The following is a 14,546-nucleotide window of genomic DNA, read 5'->3' on the forward strand; positions in this document are numbered from 1 at the left end:
GGGTTTACCCGCGAATGCGTCAGCCCTGAAAACATCATTGACTGATCTGACGCATTCGCGGGTAAACCCGCTCCCACAGGTACAGTGTCCAGCCAGCGATTTGTGTAAGGCAATGATGTGATGACCCAACCCACCCCCTGCTACCACTGCGCCCTGCCCGTCCCTGCCGGCAGCCGCTTCACCGCCGTGGTCCTCGGCCAGCCCCGGCAGTTCTGCTGCCCCGGTTGCCAGGCGGTGGCCGAGTCGATCGTCGCCGGTGGCCTGGAGCACTACTACCAGCACCGTAGCGACAACAGCGCCAACCCCGAAGCACTGCCCAGGCAACTGCAGGACGAGCTGGCCCTGTACGACCGCAGCGACGTGCAGCAAACCTTCGTCCGCCATCAGGGCGAGCTGGCTGAAGCCACCCTGCTGGTCGAGGGCATCAGTTGCGCCGCCTGCGGCTGGCTGATCGAAAAGCACCTGCGCAACCTGCCCGGCGTCGCCGAAGCGCGCCTGAACCTGTCCAACCACCGCCTGCTGCTGAACTGGGACGACAAGCAGCAACCGCTCTCGCGCCTGCTCGCCGAGCTGCGCCAGATCGGCTATGCCGCCCACCCTTACCAGCCCGACCAGGCTGCTGAGCAGTTGGCCCGGGAAAACCGCAGCGCCCTGCGCCGCCTGGGCGTGGCCGGGCTGCTGTGGTTCCAGGCAATGATGGCGACCATGGCCACCTGGCCGGAATTCAACATCGACCTGTCACCCGAGCTGCACACCATCCTGCGCTGGGTGGCGCTGTTCCTGACCATCCCCATCGTGTTCTACAGCTGTGCGCCGTTCTTCAAGGGCGCGGCACGCGACCTACGCACCCGCCACCTGACCATGGACGTTTCAGTGTCGCTGGCCATCGGTCTGGCCTTCGGCGCCGGGATCTGGACGGCCATCACCGGCAGCGGCGAGCTTTATTTCGACACCGTGGGCATGTTTGCCCTGTTCCTGCTCACCGGTCGCTACCTGGAGCGCCGCGCCCGCGAACGCACCGCCGCCGCCACGGCGCAGCTGGTCAACCTGCTGCCGGCCTCGTGCCTGCGCCTGGATGCCATCGGCCGCAGCGAGCGCATCCTGCTTAGCGAGCTGCAGTGTGGTGATACGGTGCAGGTGCTGCCAGGCGCGGTAATCCCTGCCGACGGGCGCATCGTCGAAGGCCGCTCCAGCGTCGACGAATCGCTGCTGACCGGCGAATACCTGCCGCAGCCACGCCGGGTTGGCGAACGGGTCACCGGCGGCACGCTGAATGTCGAAAGCACCTTGAACGTGGAAGTCGAAGCCCTCGGCCACGATTCGCGGTTGTCGGCCATCGTGCGCCTGCTGGAGCGCGCCCAGACCGAAAAGCCGCGCCTGGCGGAAATCGCCGACCGGGCCTCGCAGTGGTTCCTGCTGTTCTCGCTGCTGGCTGCGGTGGCCATCGGCCTGTGGTGGTGGCACCTGGACCCGACACGGGCGTTCTGGATCGTGCTGGCCATGCTGGTGGCGACCTGCCCTTGTGCGCTGTCCCTGGCGACGCCAACGGCGCTGACCGCCGCCACTGGCACCTTGCACAAGCTCGGCCTGCTGGTCACCCGCGGCCACGTGCTGGAAGGCCTGAACCAGATCGACACGGTAATTTTCGACAAGACCGGCACCCTCACCGAGGGCCGCCTGACCTTGCGCAGCATCCGCCCGCTCGGCAGCCTGGCCGCCGACCGCTGCCTGGCCCTGGCCGCAGCACTGGAAAACCGCTCCGAACACCCCATCGCCCGCGCCTTCGGCCGTACCACCACACCTGCCGATGATGTGCAGAGCGTGCCCGGGCTTGGCCTGGAAGGGCTGGTCGACGGCCAACGCCTGCGCATTGGCCAAGCCACCTTCGTTTGCGCCCTGAGCGGCGCGGAAATCCCCGGCGTACCGGAGCCGCGCGGCCAGTGGCTGCTGCTGGGCGACCGCCAGGGGCCACTGGCCTGGTTTGGCCTGGACGACCGCCTGCGCGAAGATGCCCCTGCCCTGCTCGCCGCCTGCAAGGCCCGTGGCTGGCGCACGCTGCTGCTGTCGGGCGACAGCTCACCGATGGTTGCCGAAGTGGCCGCGCAGCTGGGCATTGACCAGGCCATCGGTGGCCTGCGCCCAGACGACAAACTGGACCGGCTCAAAGCCTTGCAGGCGGCCGGGCACAAGGTGCTGATGCTGGGCGACGGGGTCAACGACGTGCCGGTGCTGGCCGCTGCCGACATCAGCATCGCCATGGGCAGCGCCACCGACCTGGCCAAGACCAGCGCCGACGCCGTGCTGCTGTCCAACCGCCTGCAGGCGTTGGTGCAAGCCTTCGACCTGGCCCGCCGTACCCGCCGCAACATCCTCGAGAACCTGCTGTGGGCGACCCTGTATAATGGCCTGATGTTGCCGTTTGCCGCGCTCGGCTGGATCACCCCGGTGTGGGCGGCCATCGGCATGTCGGTCAGTTCGCTGATCGTGGTGCTCAATGCCCTGCGCCTGACTCGCATGCCGCGGGTATCAGGTTTGCCGACCAATGAAGCATCCCTGCCTGGGAGAAAGACGCCATGCCCGCCCTCTATGTCATGATCCCCGCAGCCCTGCTGCTGGTCGGCGTGGCCGTGTACATCTTCTTCTGGGCGGTGGACAGCGGCCAGTACGACGATCTTGAAAGCCCTGCCCACAGCATCCTCTTCGACGATCAGGACCCGCGCCACCAGGCGGCGGTGAAGCCTGAAGACACCCCGGCCGACGCCGACAAGGAACCACCACCCCGTGCCTGACCTGCTTCCCCTGCTGGGCTCGGCGCTGATCCTCGGCCTGCTTGGCGGCGGCCATTGCCTGGGCATGTGCGGCGGCCTGATGGGCGCCCTGACCCTGGCCATCCCGCCTGAACAGCGTGGCAAACGCCTGCGCCTGCTGCTGGCATACAACCTCGGGCGCATTTTCAGCTATGCCTGCGCGGGCCTGTTGCTGGGCCTGGCCGGCTGGGCCGTGGCCAGCAGCCCGGCGGCATTGGCGCTGCGGGTGGTGGCAGCATTGCTGTTGATTGCCATGGGGCTGTACCTGGCCGGCTGGTGGAGCGGGTTGACCCGTATCGAGGCCCTGGGCCGCGGCCTGTGGCGGCATATCCAGCCGTTGGCATCACGCTTGCTGCCGGTGTCCAGCCTGCCCCGGGCCCTGTTGCTGGGCGCCTTGTGGGGCTGGCTGCCGTGCGGGTTGGTGTACAGCACCTTGCTGTGGGCGGCCAGCCAGGGCAATGCCGGGTACAGCGCGGCGTTGATGCTGGCGTTCGGGGTGGGGACCTGGCCGGTGCTGCTGGCTACCGGATTGGCGGCTGAACGAGTAAACGCTTTGTTGAGACGCCGTAGTGTGCGGGTGGCTGGCGGGGTGCTGGTGATACTGTTTGGCATCTGGACCATGCCTGGGCCGCACCAGCATTGGTTGATGGGGCATTGATGGGGCCGCATTGCGGCCCCCAATGCCCTTGATACAAATCAAAACAGATTCCTACAGACGGCCATAGACTCCGGTGCACTGCTGCTCTTTCCGGGGACCGCCCACATGCTCGACGACATTCGTTGGGACACCGACCTGATCCGCCGCTATGATCTCGCCGGGCCACGCTACACCTCCTACCCGACCGCCGTGCAACTGCACAGCGAGGTGGGCTCGTTCGACCTGCTCCACGCCCTGCGCGAGAGCCGTCGGGCGGTGCGCCCGCTGTCGCTGTACGTGCACGTGCCGTTCTGCGCCAACATCTGCTACTACTGCGCCTGCAACAAGGTCATCACCAAGGACCGCGCCCGCGCCGCGCCCTACCTGCAGCGCCTGGAACAGGAAATCCAGCTGGTCGCCTGCCACCTGGAGCCTAAACAGCGTGTTGAACAGCTGCATTTCGGCGGCGGCACACCCACCTTCCTCAGCCATGTGGAACTGCGCCAGCTGATGGCCACCCTGCGCCAGCACTTCCACCTGCTGGACGATGATTCCGGCGACTACGGCATCGAGATCGACCCGCGCGAAGCCGACTGGTCGACCATGGGCCTGCTGCGCGAACTGGGCTTCAACCGCGTCAGCCTGGGCGTGCAGGATCTCGACCCGGCGGTGCAGCGCGCGGTCAACCGCCTACAAAGCCTGGAGCAGACTCGCACCCTGATCGAGGCGGCGCGCACGCTGCAGTTCCGCTCGGTCAACCTCGACCTGATCTACGGCCTGCCCAAGCAAACCCCGGAAGGCTTTGCCCGCACCGTCGAAGAAGTGATCCGCCTGCAGCCCGACCGCCTCTCGGTATTCAACTACGCCCACCTGCCCGAGCGCTTCATGCCACAGCGGCGCATCGACAGCAACGACCTGCCCAGCGCTGCTGCCAAGCTGGAGATGCTGCACGCCACCATCGACCAACTGACCGCTGCCGGCTACCGCTACATCGGTATGGACCACTTCGCCTTGCCCGACGACGAACTGGCCATCGCCCAGGAAGAAGGCACCCTGCAGCGCAACTTCCAGGGCTACACCACCCACGGGCACTGCGACCTGATTGGCCTGGGCGTGTCGGCCATCAGCCAGATCGGCGACTTGTACTGCCAGAACAGCAGCGACCTCAACACCTACCAGGACAGCCTGTCCAACGCCCAGCTGGCGACCCAGCGCGGCCTGCTCTGCAACCACGACGACCTCATACGCCGAGCGGTGATCCAGCAGCTGATCTGCCATTTCGAGCTGGATTTCGAACCGATCGAACAGGCCTTCACCATTGATTTCCGTGGCTACTTCAACGACCTCTGGCCCGAGCTGCTGACCTTGCAGCGCGACGGCCTGATCAGCCTGGACGACAAGGGCATCCGCATCCTGCCGGCCGGCCGCCTGCTGGCGCGCTCAGTGTGCATGGTATTCGACGCCTACCTGGCAATGCACAACCGCCAGCGCTTCTCGCGGGTGATCTGAAACCGAGTCGTTCCACCGCATGGACAAGCGTCCTTGTCAGGCACACTATGGGCACAGCGAAGCCCCCGGCGCGCACCCGCCGGGGCCTGGCCAGCTCGCACCACAATAGCGCACGCTGGCCTACACCCTACGCCGTGAGTTACCCTTACGTCTTATGTGTGCTTTCCCACAAGGATCGATTGAAAATGTCCGAGCCAGTCAAACTGCGCCCACACAACCAGGCCCATTGCAAGGATTGCAGCCTGGCCCCCCTGTGCCTGCCTCTTTCGCTGAACCTGGAAGACATGGATGCACTGGATGAAATCGTCAAGCGTGGCCGGCCGCTGAAAAAAGGCGAGTTCCTGTTCCGCCAAGGTGACAATTTCGGCTCGGTTTACGCCGTACGTTCCGGCGCCCTGAAAACCTTTAGCCTCAGCGACAGCGGCGAAGAGCAGATCACCGGCTTCCACCTGCCCAGCGAGCTGGTCGGCCTGTCAGGCATGGACACCGAGGCCTACCCGGTGTCGGCCCAAGCCCAGGAAACCACCTCGGTCTGCGAAATCCCCTTCGAGCGCCTCGACGAACTGTCGGTACAGTTGCCGCAGCTACGCCGCCAGCTGATGCGGGTAATGAGCCGGGAAATCCGCGATGACCAGCAAATGATGCTGCTGCTGTCGAAAAAGACCGCCGACGAGCGTATCGCCACCTTCCTGGTCAACCTGTCGGCACGCTTCCGCGCCCGCGGCTATTCGGCCAACCAGTTCCGCCTGAGCATGTCGCGCAACGAAATCGGCAATTACCTGGGCCTGGCAGTGGAAACCGTGTCACGGGTGTTCACCCGCTTCCAGCAGAACGGCCTGATCCGCGCCGAGGGCAAGGAAGTGCATATCCTCGACCCGATCCAGCTGTGCGCGCTGGCCGGTGGTGCAATCGAGGCCTGAGGCCGGCGTTTAGCGGGTATACTTGGGCATTCGTTTCCCCAGGATACCCGCAACAATGCACAGCGACGCCTTCGACCTCAAAGCCCTGATCCGCCCGGTAGTGGACTTCCCCAAACCGGGGGTAATCTTCCGCGACATCACCCCGCTGTTCCAGTCGCCGCGCGGGCTGCGCTACGTGGCCGACCAGTTCATCGAGCGCTATGTCGAGGCTGAGTTCAGCCACATCGGCGCCATGGACGCACGGGGCTTCCTGATCGGCTCGATCATCGCCCACCAGCTGAACAAGCCCCTGATCCTGTTCCGCAAGCAAGGCAAGCTGCCGGCTGACGTGCTGAGCGAGGGTTACCAGACCGAGTACGGCGAAGCCTTCCTGGAAGTGCATGCCGACAGCCTGTGTGAAGGCGATTCGGTGCTGATCTTCGATGACCTGATCGCCACTGGCGGTACCCTGCTGGCGGCGGCCAACCTGGTACGCCGCACCGGGGCGCAGGTGTTCGAGGCGGCGGCGATCATTGATTTGCCGGAGCTGGACGGGTCGCGCCGGCTGCAGGCGGCTGGGGTGCCTACTTTCTGCCTGACCGAGTTTTCCCTCAGCGAATACTGAGTTGGCTTTTGGGGCTGCTTTGCAGCCCATCGCGACACAAGGCCGCTCCAACAGGAGATTGCGTACCCCTGTAGGAGCGGCCTTGTGTCGCGATGGGCCGCAAAGCGGCCCCAACAATTCTGAATCAGAGCGAAATCGGCCGCCGCCCGGCAAAGGCATGGGCCAAGGTCCCGCCATCCACCATCTCCAGTTCGCCCCCCAGCGGCACGCCATGGGCTATCCGCGACGCCACCAGCCCCTTCTCGTTCAGCAACTGCGCTATGTAATGCGCCGTCGCCTCACCTTCTACCGTCGGGTTGGTCGCCAGGATCACCTCGGTAAAGGTGCCCTGCTCCTCAATCCGCGCCATCAGCTGCGGAATGCCGATCGCCTCCGGCCCCAGGCCGTCCAGCGGCGACAGGTGCCCCTTGAGCACGAAGTAACGGCCACGGTAGCCAGTCTGCTCCACCGCATACACATCGGTCGGCCCTTCGACCACGCACAGCTGGGTGTCGTCGCGGCGCGGGTCGGCGCATTGCGGGCACAGCTCCTGCTCGGTGAGGGTGCGGCACTGGCGGCAATGCCCCACCCCTTCCATGGCCTGGGTCAAGGCCTGGGCCAGGCGCAGGCCACCGCTGCGGTCACGCTCAAGCAGTTGCAGGGCCATGCGCTGGGCGGTTTTCTGGCCGACACCTGGCAGAATGCGCAGGCCATCGATCAGTTGGCGGATGAGGGGGCTGAAGCTCATGGGAAAGGCCTGACAATTCAATAAGAGGCGGTTTATACCCAGCAGGGGCGGTGGCGTCAAATCCACCTCCATGCCGGCGCGGTCTGCTTTTTTGTGAGAGCGGCCCACAATAGAAGCAGACCGCGGCGGCTGCGAGTACGCACAAAAAAACCGCCGCTGTTGTCAGCGGCGGTTTTCAGTATCGCAATGCCTTAGAACGGCATCTTGAAGCCCGGCGGCAGTTGCATGCCGGCGGTCATGCCGCCCATTTTTTCCTGGCTGCTCTGCTCGACCTTGCGCACGGCGTCGTTCAGCGCAGCGGCGATCAGGTCTTCCAGCACTTCCTTGTCGTCTTCGTCAGTCGACATCAGGCTCTGGTCGATGCTGACGCGCTTGACGTCATGACGACCGGTCATCACCACGCTCACCAGGCCGCCACCGGACTGGCCGGTGACTTCGGCGTTGGCCAGCTCTTCCTGCATCTTCTGCATCTTTTCCTGCATCTGCTGGGCCTGCTTCATCAGGCCGGCCATGCCACCTTTCATCATGGGGGTATACCTCGATTGGGTCATGTGATGCGGCCCGGCACCGGGCCGGCCGCATGGTTATCCGTTACTGGCCCTGATTGACCAGGGCCTCTACAGGCTCAATAGTATCCTGCCGCACCTTGGCACCGAACAACTTGATCATCTGCTGGATCAACGGATCCTGCTCGATCGAGGTGACCGCGTCCTGCTGGCGCTCGGCACGCTTGCGCGCTGCCGCCTGGGCCGGGGTTTCCTGCTCGGGCAAAATCAGCTCGATGCGCAGGTTCAATGTTCGCCCCAGGTGCTGGTTAAGCGCCTCGTTCAGGCGCCGCTGCTGGGTGGCGTTGAACAGCGCGCCCTGGCCAGGGTCCAGGTGCAGCAGCCAGTCATCACCATCGGCGGCAATCAGCGTACAGTTTGCGGCGATGTTGCCTGTCATACCGGACACAGGCAACTGTGGGAATAATTCCAGCCATTGCAGGGCCAGGCCAGTGGCCGGCTTGGCCGCTGGCAGCGGCTCGGCCGCAGGCTTGGGGGCTTCTTCCTGGACGTGCTCGGCCAGTTCATCCAGGTAGCTGAAGCCGACCGGGTCGCTTTCGCCTTCGTAATAGTCTTCGTCCAGCGGCGGCTCATCGTCGCGGTCCATGCCTACGGCGGCGTAGGCGGACGGGTCGAACGGCGGCTCATCGTCGTGGGCCGGAGCGGCCTGCGGAGCTGGAGCAACGGCTACGGGAGCGGGTGCAGGTACCGGCGCAGGCTCGGGCTCTGCCATGACCGGCGCTGGCGCTGCAGCGGGCTCTTCCCAGGGCAGGTCGATTACCTCTGCCGCTGGCTCAGGCTCGATAACTGGGGCAGGCTCCACAACCGGCACGGTCTCGACAACCGCCGCTGGCACTGGCTCGACCGGCGCGGGCGCCTGGACCTGGGGCGCGGCGGCAGCAGGCTCCACGACAGCAGCAGCTGGCGGCGCCACGGCAACCGTTGGCGCTGCCACCGGCGTTGCAGGATCAGCTGTGGCCTGGCTGATCCCCACTGGCTTTAGTACCGGCTTCGGTGCATCGTCGGTGTCGGCCGGGCGGAACGCCAGCATGCGCAGCAGGACCATTTCGAAGCCGCCACGCGGGTCTGGCGCCAAGGGCAGGTCGCGGCGGCCAATCAGGCCCATCTGGTAATAGAACTGTACATCCTCGGCCGGCAGTGCCGCAGCCAGCGCCAGCACTCGGTCACGATCGCCCTGGCCGTTGTCCACTGCCTCCGGCAGTGCCTGGGCAATCGCCACGCGGTGCAGCACATTGAGCATCTCGGCCAGCACGCCAGCCCAGTCCGGCCCCTGCTCGGCCAGGTTGCGCACGGCCTCCAGCAAGGCCCGGGCGTCGCCCTCAAGCAGCGCCTGCAATACACCATAAACCTGGCCATGGTCGAGGCTGCCGAGCATGGCCCGCACATCGGCGGCCAGCACCTTGCCTTCGCCAAAGGCGATGGCCTGGTCGGTCAGGCTCATGGCATCGCGCATCGAGCCGTCGGCCGCGCGGCCCAGCAGCCACAGGGCATCCGCCTCGAAAGGCACGTTTTCGGCGGCCAGTACGTGACTGAGGTGCTCAACCACCCGTTCCGGGCTCATGTTCTTCAACGAGAACTGCAGGCAACGCGACAGGATGGTGGCCGGCAGCTTCTGCGGGTCGGTGGTGGCGAGGATGAACTTGACGTAAGGTGGCGGCTCTTCCAGCGTCTTGAGCAAGGCGTTGAACGAGTGGGTCGAGAGCATGTGCACTTCGTCGATCAGGTAGACCTTGAAGCGGCCACGGCTGGGGGCGTACTGCACGTTGTCGAGCAGTTCGCGGGTGTCTTCGACCTTGGTGCGGCTGGCGGCATCGATCTCGATCAGGTCAACAAAGCGGCCCTCGTCGATCTCCCGGCACACCGAACAGGTGCCGCAGGGCGTGGAGGTGATGCCGGTTTCGCAGTTAAGGCACTTGGCGATGATACGGGCGATGGTAGTCTTGCCCACGCCACGGGTACCGGTGAACAGGTAGGCATGGTGCAGGCGTTGGTTGTCCAAGGCATTGATCAAGGCCTTGAGCACATGGGTCTGGCCGACCATTTCGCGGAACGAGCGCGGACGCCATTTACGTGCAAGAACCTGATAACTCATCGAAAAACCATCGTAGCCTGATCGAGCGGAAGATCGCTAATGCTAGCGGAGCGGGGGCAAAATTGCACCCTGCGCGAGTCGTCTAAGCTTTGATACTGGCGCGCTATCCAGGGAGGATTGCCTTTGCGAAGACTGCTGGCCCTGTTACTGCTCTGGACCACCTACAGTCTGGCTGATCAGCCCGTGCTGCGCTTTTCTGTCGCCGAAAGCTGGAGTATGCCGCTGGTGCGCATTGAAGGCGACCAGCCGGTGGAAGGCCTGGTGTACGACCTGATGCAAGCCATGGCCAGGGAAGTTGGCGTACGCCCAGAGTTTCACGTGATGGCCCGCCTGCGCTTGCAGGAGGCCATGAACAGCGGCGATATCGATGTGCGCTGCTATGTAAGCACCCAGTGGTTCAACGACCGCCCGGGCGATTTTGTCTGGAGCATCCCGCTGATTCACCAGCGCGACCTGCTGGTGGGGCGCGTCGGCGACAGCACCCCGATGCCGCCGGAGCAACTACCGCCCCAGGCTATCGGCACGGTGCTGGGCTACACCTACTCGACCCTGCAACCGCTGCTGGACCAGGGCCGGCTGCGCCGTGAGGACAGCCGCAGCCAGTTGCTGGTGCTGCAAAAACTGCAGGCCGGGCGCTATCGGCATGCGGTGAGCAACCAGCTGTCGTTGCAGTGGTTCAATCAAGGTCAGCCGGCAGATCGGCAGTTGCAGACGCTGGCTGTGCTGGAGGAACAGGACCTGGGGTGCATGGTGCGCAATGACCCGGCGATACCGACACAAGGGCTACTGCGGGCGCTGGTCCGGATGAAGCAGTCAGGGGAGATCGAGCGGATTGTGCAGCGGTATGGGGGGATGGGGGTTTTGGCGACTCGGCCTTGATTTGGGGGGGGGCTGACAGCTGTACGCCGACAGTTTTTTATTGCCTGTTAGATCGAGCGCCGCCCGCGCGGCGCATCGCGAGCAAGCTCGCTCCTACATCTGTTTCGGGCCAATTATTCCTGAGGTAGAGGCGCGCGCCCTTGGCGTTCACCTCAATATCGTGTGGGACCAACAAGGCGGTCGCGCGCGCTGGCACAGGCAATACTGGCCCGAAACAGATGTAGGAGCGAGCTTGCTCGCGATGCGCCGCGCGGGCGGCGCTCGATCTCGTTGGCACCAAACAACCCAAGCCAAAAACCTGGCAGCCAGCACGCAATTGCCTGCAAGCCACCAGCGCCTGTAACTTCACCGCCGCTCAACCGCCAGAGCTACAGCATCCGCCTGCCCCCAGGCAATCTGCATAGCCCGCAACCCATGCTCCAGCAACTGCCGAGTCTCTTCGTCCTCGATGCGTTCCAGCGCCCGCCGGCTGTCGCTATAGGCAAACATCAGGTAGTGGGTGACATTCATCAGCGCTAACTCCATCGGCACGATGCCTTCATGGATAGCGCGGGAAAGGGATTTACCTTGGGGAAGGTCGAAAACGTGGGGTGGATCGGGGACCAGTTTTTTCATGAGTTCACCATACCGGGCTAAGGACACCCTTTCGCTTCCACACGTAGGGTGACAGTTGTACGCGGGGTGGAAGACCAGGGGTATGGCGAACCCGGCAGGCACGAAGGCCTCCCACGTACAACTGTCATATCGACAGCCGCCAAACCACTCAGGCTTCCACACCCGATCGCTGAACCGACAGCGACCGCAAAAGCCTAGTGGGCGGGGTTTCCCGGGACAATCAGACGGGAGTCGACGGAGATCGTAGGATAATTCGCCGCACTTATCTGTCCCGTAGGAGTTTTCTCAGGCTGATGTCAGATCCATCTAAAAACACACCTTGCCTGCAGTTACCAGCGCCATCGCAGGCATCATGCCCTTAGCCAACTTGACCTGAGCGTTCATACATCCAGCCACAAGGAATCGCAAATGCGCCGTGCCACCCAAGCTCCCACTCAAAACCTACAGAGCGAAGCCGAGATGCTCGATGAGGAGTTGCGCAAGCTCAGAACATCCTCACCCTGGACGGGCGTATTGCTGTTTTACCTCGGCGCAGCGTCTGCAGCGATAATGCTGATAGCTGGGATATTGATTGCACGCTGGCTCTGAGCGAGCTCTCCGTCTCACACTAAAGCCAGTAAGTCCGCACTCAGGAACAACCCCACGCCAAACACAAAATGCGTGGCCAGGCTCTTCAGGCAGTTACGCGCAGGCGTCAGTGTCTTCGACGCAAAGAACCCCGCCCCCATCGCCGGCTGCATGAAGCACAACGGTGCCGCGACGGTCACCACACCAACCACCAGCGCAGGCAACAAGGTAGGCGCCAGCAACCAGCCCTCCCCCACGATCGCAACCAGCAGCATCGCGAACAGCACGCCAATGGTGTAATGAATCACCCAGCCCCACGCCAACTCATGCCGCACCGGCTCCGCCTTGGCAATCGCCTGATGCCGCACACGCCCGCGCAACAAATGCCCGGCCCAACGCCCGACCATGGCGAAGTTCAACGTGGCGACACCCAGCCGCCTCAACAGCAGCCCCCACAAGTCCATCACCACCGTTGCACCAATGCCAATCGGCCAGGCAGCTGAAAAAATCGCAGTAATCGTCATTGAAAAGGCCCTCGAAGATTGACGGTCATCACCATGCCGCGCAGCATAGAAGTTGAAGTCAACTTCAAGTCAAGGGCCCGAAATGGACATTGCCGACGTTGCCAAACGCACAGGCGTACCTGCCTCGACGCTGCGTTACTACGAGAAGAAAGGCCTACTCAAATCGCTCGCCGGGCACGGCCAGCGTCGGCAGTTTGCAGCCGATGTGGCAGACCGGTTGGCGCTGATCGCCCTGGGGCAGGCTGCGGGGTTTTCGCTGGATGAGGTGGGGGCGATGCTGGTCGACTTGCAGGTCGACCGGCAGAAGCTGCTACACAAGGCCGATGAACTGGATGCACGGATCAGGCGCTTACAGGCAATGAGCAAAGGCTTGCGACATGCGGCACAGTGCCCTGAGGAAGATCATTTGGCATGCCCGAAATTCCAGCGGCTGATGAAGCTGTCGGCGGCAGGAGCATTGGGTGAGAAGCAGGATAGAACGAAGGCGTTCGCAGCAGATTGAGGTTTTCCGACCCCGGAAATGGAGGCGGCCCCACCAGCCACACCCCGGCACTCGATGTTCCCGCTATGGCTGCTCCCTTCCGGGCCTGACCATGGGGCATGCAAGCATGCTCGGTAATCAATGTGGGCCTTATGGGGTAAGGGTTTCAGGCTGATGAGGTAGTTCGCCATATACTCGTGCAGATAGTCAGCATGCACGCTCAAAGTCCGGGGTGTGACCAGAATTGTTCCACTCAATTGGTCCACTTTATTGGTCCACTCTGGTGCTCTCCTATGGCCTACATCGTCCGCCGCCAGTCCGTTTACTACCTCAATCTGCGACTACCGAAGCATCTATTCCATCAGCGTCAAACCTTACGCATATGCCTGCGTGTGCGAGAACGTCAGGCTGCATTGTTCCTTGCCAGCTCCTTAGCTCAGCAAGTGCATTGCCACCTAACTGAACATCCTCTGACAGCCCCTGAGACGCTGCGTGCACTATGCACGCAGTGGCGAGACTCTACCCCTCAGCCAACCACCATGGTTGCACCACGAAGAGCTACAGCGACTACAGCGAAGCCACAGAGCGACGGTCCTACGCTCGCCACCCTGTCCAAGCTCTATATAGAAGAAGGCAAACGCGGCGGCACATGGCGACAGGGCAGCACCGAGGAAGTCGAGCGAGCCTTATCAGACCTGTTCGAGTTGATGGGTGACATGCCCGCCAAAGCCTTCGATGTGCACCAAGCACGCCAGCTAAAGGAGCGGCTCAGCCTATGCCCGCAATACTTCGGCTTGCGACCCGAGTTCAAGGGCAAGACGCTGAAGCAGGTGATTGAGTCAGGTAGCACGTACAAGACCATCACTGCCGTCACCGTGAACAACCGGCTACGCAAACTCACGGCCTTCCTCAACTGGTGCAAGGCGAACGGGTACGTGGCAGACAACCCGCTGGCGGGCATGAAAGTCATGACAGGATCAGCGAAGGAAGCTCGATTATCCTTTGAGCGGCACGACTTAGTTGTCCTGCTGAACCATGAGGCACTTCGAAAAGAAGCACGGAAACATCCGTGGCGCTACTGGCTACCACTCCTTGGGCGGTTCACTGGTGCACGACTTGAAGAGCTTTGCCAGCTGCGTGTGGACGATTTCATTGAGCAACAGGGCATCCCGTGCATTCGCATTGACGACAGCCATGAAGGCCAGAGTCTCAAGAATGCCAGCAGCCGCCGTGTTCTTCCCCTCCATCCGTCGCTCGTTGAGCAGGGTTTATTGCAGTACGCAGAATCAGTCAAAAGCACTGGTGCTGATCGACTATTCCCTGAGCTTGAAGCAGTACGTGGGAAGCTCGGACATTCGGCCTCAAAATGGTTCGGACGCTACAAGGCGAAGCAAGGCATCACCGACCCACGCAAAACCTTCCACAGCTTCCGCCACACCTTCATCGATGACTTGCGTGATGCTGGCGTGCAAGACTCGCTAATCAAACGCATGATGGGGCACGAAGACAGCTCCGTAACCTTCGGCATCTACGGCAGCAGGACACCAATCAAGGCTATGGTTGAGGCTATGAGGCACATCAAATAACTTCGAATAACCCAGCAAAAACCTTGGTTAAA

At 63.1% G+C, this 14,546-nt stretch carries 15 protein-coding genes; 10 read left to right on the top strand and 5 right to left on the bottom strand.

Features of this window, described 5'->3' with window-relative positions; all coding sequences use genetic code 11:
- Window positions 1-120: 120 nt before the first annotated feature.
- From ABE456_RS22715 to ABE456_RS22740, 6 genes are all read left to right on the top strand, one after another.
- Window positions 121-2,595, top strand: a complete 2,475-nt coding sequence (locus tag ABE456_RS22715; RefSeq protein ID WP_346645932.1) for a heavy metal translocating P-type ATPase — start codon at window positions 121-123, stop codon at window positions 2,593-2,595.
- Window positions 2,574-2,789, top strand: coding sequence for a cbb3-type cytochrome oxidase assembly protein CcoS (gene ccoS / locus ABE456_RS22720; RefSeq protein ID WP_346645933.1), 216 nt, complete (start codon window positions 2,574-2,576; stop codon window positions 2,787-2,789). Before ABE456_RS22715 ends, ccoS begins: the two co-directional genes overlap by 22 nt.
- Window positions 2,782-3,465 (top strand): sulfite exporter TauE/SafE family protein, encoded by a 684-nt coding sequence (locus ABE456_RS22725; RefSeq protein WP_346645934.1) that lies wholly within the window; start codon window positions 2,782-2,784, stop codon window positions 3,463-3,465. The genes ccoS and ABE456_RS22725 overlap by 8 nt, the downstream gene beginning before the upstream one ends.
- A gap of 105 nt (window positions 3,466-3,570) precedes the next feature.
- Window positions 3,571-4,953 carry an oxygen-independent coproporphyrinogen III oxidase gene (hemN, locus tag ABE456_RS22730; RefSeq protein WP_346645935.1) on the top strand — a complete coding sequence of 461 codons (1,383 nt, stop codon included), beginning with the start codon at window positions 3,571-3,573 and terminating at the stop codon, window positions 4,951-4,953.
- A gap of 185 nt (window positions 4,954-5,138) precedes the next feature.
- Entirely contained in the window at window positions 5,139-5,873 is a 735-nt protein-coding gene (fnrA, locus tag ABE456_RS22735; RefSeq protein WP_016711709.1) for a Crp/Fnr family transcriptional regulator FnrA, read from the top strand.
- A gap of 55 nt (window positions 5,874-5,928) precedes the next feature.
- Entirely contained in the window at window positions 5,929-6,477 is a 549-nt protein-coding gene (locus tag ABE456_RS22740; protein WP_009683910.1) for an adenine phosphoribosyltransferase, read from the top strand.
- Between the two features lie 124 nt (window positions 6,478-6,601).
- On the opposite strand, the gene recR is transcribed toward ABE456_RS22740, so the two are convergent.
- The 3 genes from recR to dnaX all read right to left on the bottom strand — a co-directional run bounded on the left by recR (window position 6,602) and on the right by dnaX (window position 9,862).
- Window positions 6,602-7,204 (bottom strand): recombination mediator RecR, encoded by a 603-nt coding sequence (gene recR / locus ABE456_RS22745; protein WP_201199090.1) that lies wholly within the window; start codon window positions 7,202-7,204, stop codon window positions 6,602-6,604.
- Window positions 7,205-7,395: 191 nt separating this feature from the next.
- The gene (locus ABE456_RS22750; protein WP_003254305.1) at window positions 7,396-7,731 is read right to left on the bottom strand and encodes a YbaB/EbfC family nucleoid-associated protein; all 336 of its coding nucleotides are present in this window, start codon (window positions 7,729-7,731) and stop codon (window positions 7,396-7,398) included.
- Between the two features lie 64 nt (window positions 7,732-7,795).
- Window positions 7,796-9,862 (bottom strand): DNA polymerase III subunit gamma/tau, encoded by a 2,067-nt coding sequence (gene dnaX / locus ABE456_RS22755; RefSeq protein WP_346645936.1) that lies wholly within the window; start codon window positions 9,860-9,862, stop codon window positions 7,796-7,798.
- 123 nt (window positions 9,863-9,985) lie between these two features.
- Between dnaX and ABE456_RS22760 the strand changes: the two genes are divergently transcribed.
- On the top strand, window positions 9,986-10,741 hold the full coding sequence (locus tag ABE456_RS22760; protein ID WP_346645937.1) for an ABC transporter substrate-binding protein: 756 nt from the start codon (window positions 9,986-9,988) through the stop codon (window positions 10,739-10,741).
- 345 nt (window positions 10,742-11,086) lie between these two features.
- Here the strand turns inward: ABE456_RS22760 and ABE456_RS22765 are convergent, their stop codons facing one another.
- Window positions 11,087-11,356 carry a hypothetical protein gene (locus tag ABE456_RS22765; RefSeq protein WP_346645938.1) on the bottom strand — a complete coding sequence of 90 codons (270 nt, stop codon included), beginning with the start codon at window positions 11,354-11,356 and terminating at the stop codon, window positions 11,087-11,089.
- 408 nt (window positions 11,357-11,764) lie between these two features.
- Here ABE456_RS22765 and ABE456_RS22770 point away from each other — a divergent pair, with 408 nt between their 5' ends.
- Window positions 11,765-11,944, top strand: coding sequence for a hypothetical protein (locus ABE456_RS22770; protein WP_346645939.1), 180 nt, complete (start codon window positions 11,765-11,767; stop codon window positions 11,942-11,944).
- A 14-nt stretch (window positions 11,945-11,958) separates the two neighbouring features.
- On the opposite strand, the gene ABE456_RS22775 is transcribed toward ABE456_RS22770, so the two are convergent.
- Entirely contained in the window at window positions 11,959-12,447 is a 489-nt protein-coding gene (locus ABE456_RS22775) for a DUF2938 domain-containing protein (protein ID WP_346645940.1), read from the bottom strand.
- Window positions 12,448-12,529: 82 nt separating this feature from the next.
- On the opposite strand from ABE456_RS22775, the gene ABE456_RS22780 reads away from it, so the two are divergent.
- The gene (locus ABE456_RS22780; protein ID WP_346645941.1) at window positions 12,530-12,949 is read left to right on the top strand and encodes a helix-turn-helix domain-containing protein; all 420 of its coding nucleotides are present in this window, start codon (window positions 12,530-12,532) and stop codon (window positions 12,947-12,949) included.
- A gap of 272 nt (window positions 12,950-13,221) precedes the next feature.
- Window positions 13,222-14,514 carry a site-specific integrase gene (locus ABE456_RS22785; protein ID WP_346645942.1) on the top strand — a complete coding sequence of 431 codons (1,293 nt, stop codon included), beginning with the start codon at window positions 13,222-13,224 and terminating at the stop codon, window positions 14,512-14,514.
- Window positions 14,515-14,546 lie beyond the last annotated feature (32 nt).

It is taken from the genome of Pseudomonas sp. TWI929 (assembly GCF_039673335.1).
Lineage (GTDB): Bacteria > Pseudomonadota > Gammaproteobacteria > Pseudomonadales > Pseudomonadaceae > Aquipseudomonas.

Excerpts from the sequence above, each read along its gene's own strand:
- ABE456_RS22715 (WP_346645932.1), top strand. The coding sequence starts at position 121 with ATGACCCAACCCACCCCCTGCTACCACTGCGCCCTGCCCGTCCCTGCC.
- ccoS (WP_346645933.1), top strand. The coding sequence starts at position 2,574 with ATGCCCGCCCTCTATGTCATGATCCCCGCAGCCCTGCTGCTGGTCGGC.
- hemN (WP_346645935.1), top strand. The coding sequence starts at position 3,571 with ATGCTCGACGACATTCGTTGGGACACCGACCTGATCCGCCGCTATGAT.
- fnrA (WP_016711709.1), top strand. The coding sequence starts at position 5,139 with ATGTCCGAGCCAGTCAAACTGCGCCCACACAACCAGGCCCATTGCAAG.
- ABE456_RS22740 (WP_009683910.1), top strand. The coding sequence starts at position 5,929 with ATGCACAGCGACGCCTTCGACCTCAAAGCCCTGATCCGCCCGGTAGTG.
- recR (WP_201199090.1), bottom strand. The coding sequence starts at position 7,204 with ATGAGCTTCAGCCCCCTCATCCGCCAACTGATCGATGGCCTGCGCATT.
- ABE456_RS22750 (WP_003254305.1), bottom strand. The coding sequence starts at position 7,731 with ATGATGAAAGGTGGCATGGCCGGCCTGATGAAGCAGGCCCAGCAGATG.
- dnaX (WP_346645936.1), bottom strand. The coding sequence starts at position 9,862 with ATGAGTTATCAGGTTCTTGCACGTAAATGGCGTCCGCGCTCGTTCCGC.
- ABE456_RS22765 (WP_346645938.1), bottom strand. The coding sequence starts at position 11,356 with ATGAAAAAACTGGTCCCCGATCCACCCCACGTTTTCGACCTTCCCCAA.
- ABE456_RS22770 (WP_346645939.1), top strand. The coding sequence starts at position 11,765 with ATGCGCCGTGCCACCCAAGCTCCCACTCAAAACCTACAGAGCGAAGCC.
- ABE456_RS22775 (WP_346645940.1), bottom strand. The coding sequence starts at position 12,447 with ATGACGATTACTGCGATTTTTTCAGCTGCCTGGCCGATTGGCATTGGT.
- ABE456_RS22780 (WP_346645941.1), top strand. The coding sequence starts at position 12,530 with ATGGACATTGCCGACGTTGCCAAACGCACAGGCGTACCTGCCTCGACG.
- ABE456_RS22785 (WP_346645942.1), top strand. The coding sequence starts at position 13,222 with ATGGCCTACATCGTCCGCCGCCAGTCCGTTTACTACCTCAATCTGCGA.